General features: G+C 55.2%; 4 protein-coding genes and 1 pseudogene. 3 read left to right on the top strand and 2 right to left on the bottom strand.

What is annotated here, in order from left to right; all coding sequences use genetic code 11:
• The 3 genes and pseudogenes from ACRC1E_RS13625 to ACRC1E_RS13615 form a co-directional block, all read left to right on the top strand.
• Positions 1 to 149 (top strand): annotated as a pseudogene (locus ACRC1E_RS13625) (bifunctional methylenetetrahydrofolate dehydrogenase/methenyltetrahydrofolate cyclohydrolase); the annotation flags it as partial.
• A 74-nt stretch (positions 150 to 223) separates the two neighbouring features.
• On the top strand, positions 224 to 1,087 hold the full coding sequence (purU, locus tag ACRC1E_RS13620) for a formyltetrahydrofolate deformylase (RefSeq protein ID WP_438515631.1): 864 nt from the start codon (positions 224 to 226) through the stop codon (positions 1,085 to 1,087).
• Position 1,088: 1 nt separating this feature from the next.
• The gene (locus ACRC1E_RS13615) at positions 1,089 to 1,682 is read left to right on the top strand and encodes a hypothetical protein (protein WP_438515630.1); all 594 of its coding nucleotides are present in this window, start codon (positions 1,089 to 1,091) and stop codon (positions 1,680 to 1,682) included.
• Between the two features lie 80 nt (positions 1,683 to 1,762).
• On the opposite strand, the gene ACRC1E_RS13610 is transcribed toward ACRC1E_RS13615, so the two are convergent.
• A complete protein-coding gene (locus ACRC1E_RS13610; RefSeq protein ID WP_438515629.1) occupies positions 1,763 to 2,164 on the bottom strand; it encodes an NUDIX domain-containing protein in 402 nt (133 codons plus the stop codon).
• 167 nt (positions 2,165 to 2,331) lie between these two features.
• Positions 2,332 to 2,949, bottom strand: a complete 618-nt coding sequence (gene trhA, locus ACRC1E_RS13605; RefSeq protein WP_438515628.1) for a PAQR family membrane homeostasis protein TrhA — start codon at positions 2,947 to 2,949, stop codon at positions 2,332 to 2,334.
• Positions 2,950 to 3,014 lie beyond the last annotated feature (65 nt).

The following is a 3,014-nucleotide window of genomic DNA, read 5'->3' as shown; positions in this document are numbered from 1 at the left end:
TGGACGATGGCACGCTGTGTGGCGATGTCGAATTTGATACTGCGCGCGAACGGGCAAGCTTTATCACCCCGGTTCCCGGCGGTGTCGGCCCGATGACGATCGCGACCTTGTTGCAGAACACGCTGGATTCGGCCAATCTGCACGCCTGAGCCTGATTCTGCCACGCACGCCACAGCCCAGGCTGTGGCGTTTTGCATTTGCTTTACGCTATTGAGAGAAAACCATGAGTCAAAATAAAGCGTCGGCCACCCTGTTGGTCAGCTGCCCGGACAGCAAAGGTCTGGTCGCAGCCATCGCCAATTTTCTGATGACCTACAACGCCAACATCATGCATGCCGATCAGCATCAGGACCAGAGCGAGAACCTGTTCCTGATGCGTATCCAGTGGGAACTGGAAGGCTTTACCCTGCCGATGGAAAGCTTCTCGGCCGCTTTTGCGCCAATAGCCGCCGAGCACGAGATGAAGTGGCATGTATCGCTATCGACGCAGAAGCCCAAGATGGCGATCTTCGTGTCCAAATACGAGCACTGCCTGGCAGACTTATTGCACCGCTGGCGTATCGGCGAGTTGGGCTGCGATATTCCGCTGATTATCTCCAACCATGAAGACTGCCGCCGCATTGTCGAATTTAACGGTATCCCCTTCCACTGCGTACCAGTCACCAAGGACAACAAGGCCGAGGCCGAGGCCGAACAATGGCGCTTACTGCAGGAAGCAGGCGTCGACTTTATCGTACTGGCCCGCTATATGCAGGTGCTGTCGGAAAAATTTGTCGAGCGCTACCCGGATCGCGTGATCAATATCCACCACAGTTTCCTGCCGGCCTTTGATGGTGCCAAACCCTATCACCGAGCATTTGCCCGCGGTGTAAAACTGATAGGCGCGACCAGCCACTATGTAACGCAGGAACTGGATGAAGGCCCGATTATCGAGCAGGAGGTCACCCGCATCTCGCACCGCGACAATGTCGAGGATCTGGTACAAAAAGGGCGTGATCTGGAAAAAGTCGTGCTGTCACGAGCGGTGCGCTGGCACATCGATAACCGCGTGCTGTCTTACAGCAATAAAACCGTGGTCTTTGACTGAGATGCTGGCACTTATCAATGATGGCCTGGACCTGATGCGCTGGCGCGTACGCGCTGCCGAACATTACCAGTACCCGGCATGGCAGATCGGTCTGGTGCTGCTATTACTGGGCATTATCGCCGCAGCGGGCGCCACACCAATAGGCGGCAGCATCGAAGGAAAAATGCTGTTCTTCACACTGTTTGGTGCGGCAGAAACCCTGCTAATGGCTCAATTCATGCGTTGGTGGCTGCGTCTGGCCAAAAGCCCGGTCGAACACTCACTGCTCGGGCTACTGGTCGCGGCCGGCTTGGTACAGGTCATTACGCCGCTAACCAGCTGGCTACCGGCGGATGTCGCCAATATCGCCACCGTCGCCATTGCATTTTATGGCGTCAGCGTGATGTGGCACGCGCTCACCACCATTTCCGGCGTCAGCCGGATGCGGGTACTGGCCGGCATACTGTTATTCTCGCCGCTGGCTGCCGTGCTGATGGTATTTGCCTTTTCCACCGGCGGCAATCTGGGACTCATCGAAATGCCGAGTGAAATGCCAGCGGTCAGCAACCCGCAAGATCAAGCCGCACCTTCCAGCACAGGTGAAAACGGGTACTGAATCCGCGACGGCAGGAAAACGAACAACGGCGCATTCACCATGACGGGAATGCGCCGTTTTGACATTGAAGCGGCCTAAGGTCAGTCTACCTTGGCGATATAGCGCGCCAGTGCCAGAAAAGCGCGTACCGCTTCACTCTTGACCCCTTCTTCACCACGCAGCTTGGCATAGCGGCGCAAAATGCCCCGCGTCTCCGTGTGCAGATCCAGCTCGGAGTCAGGTGAAGACACCACCGAAATTCTCGCCACCTCGCCTTGTGGACGCGCCGAACCCTGACCTATGCACAGATAGACCTTATGTGCGTTATGGGCCGTAATGTGATCAAACAGATAGAGCATGGAATTGACACGCAGACCGGTTTCTTCACGCAACTGCCTCAATAGCGCCTGAGAGCGCAACTCGCCACGCTCGGCACGCCCTCCGGGTAGACAATAACGCCCGCCCAGCACCGCTGTAACGAGTACACCATCGGGTAATTCCACAATGGCAGTAGCTCGACGAACCAGGCTGGGCGATAACGGTCGTTCAGGTCTTACTTCTTTGGGTATCTGCATGTATCTCTTTAAGTCGAATATGTTGCGGCTGCGTCATGGCACAGCCTTTTCCCCGAGTGGCGATTGTATACGTTACAGTCCTAGTCATCCAGCACTCAGGCGACGTAAAACATCACCGAAACAAACTGGCATATACTGCCGGCCAACACAAACAAATGCCAGATGCCATGGCCATGGCGAATTTTTTCGTCATTCAAAAACCAGTAAATCCCCACACTGTAAAATACCCCGCCCAACGCCAGCCAAAATAATCCCCCCGCAGGCAAGGCCGCCACCAGCGGCCCCATGGCGATCAGAATCAACCAGCCCATCACCACATACAAAATCATCGATAACAGGCGGGTACGCTTTCCCAGCGTCAGCTCTTGCGCAATGCCAAAGATGGCCAAGCCCCAGCTGAGGCCAAACAAGGTCCACCCCCAAGGCCCTCGCAAGGTCACTAGCGCAAACGGCGTGTAGCTGCCGGCAATCAGCAGGTAGATAGCCGAGTGATCACACTTTTGCAAAATGGCCTTGGCCCGGCCTTGTGCACTGTGGTACAGCGTAGAGACCAGATACAGCAAGACCAAGGTGCCGCCATACAGTGAAAAGCTGAAAATTTTCCAGACATCCCCCTGCAAATTGGCTTCTACCAGCAAGGACGCCAATGCGGTGACGGCAAACAAAGTGCCAAACAGGTGGGAAATACCATTAAATCGTTCACCATAATACATATTGATATCCTGGCTTTTATCCAATGCCTCAAGCTTAGGCGCAAAGATAACCACAGACTACCCGT

The sequence above is a fragment of the Craterilacuibacter sp. genome, assembly GCF_051659485.1.
Classification (GTDB): domain Bacteria; phylum Pseudomonadota; class Gammaproteobacteria; order Burkholderiales; family Chromobacteriaceae; genus Craterilacuibacter.
This window is presented reverse-complemented; position numbering and strand designations above follow the sequence as displayed.

Bases quoted from the DNA above. Each gene is read 5' to 3' on its own strand.
- purU (WP_438515631.1), top strand. From the start codon at position 224: ATGAGTCAAAATAAAGCGTCGGCCACCCTGTTGGTCAGCTGCCCGGAC.
- trhA (WP_438515628.1), bottom strand. From the start codon at position 2,949: ATGTATTATGGTGAACGATTTAATGGTATTTCCCACCTGTTTGGCACT.
- ACRC1E_RS13615 (WP_438515630.1), top strand. From the start codon at position 1,089: ATGCTGGCACTTATCAATGATGGCCTGGACCTGATGCGCTGGCGCGTA.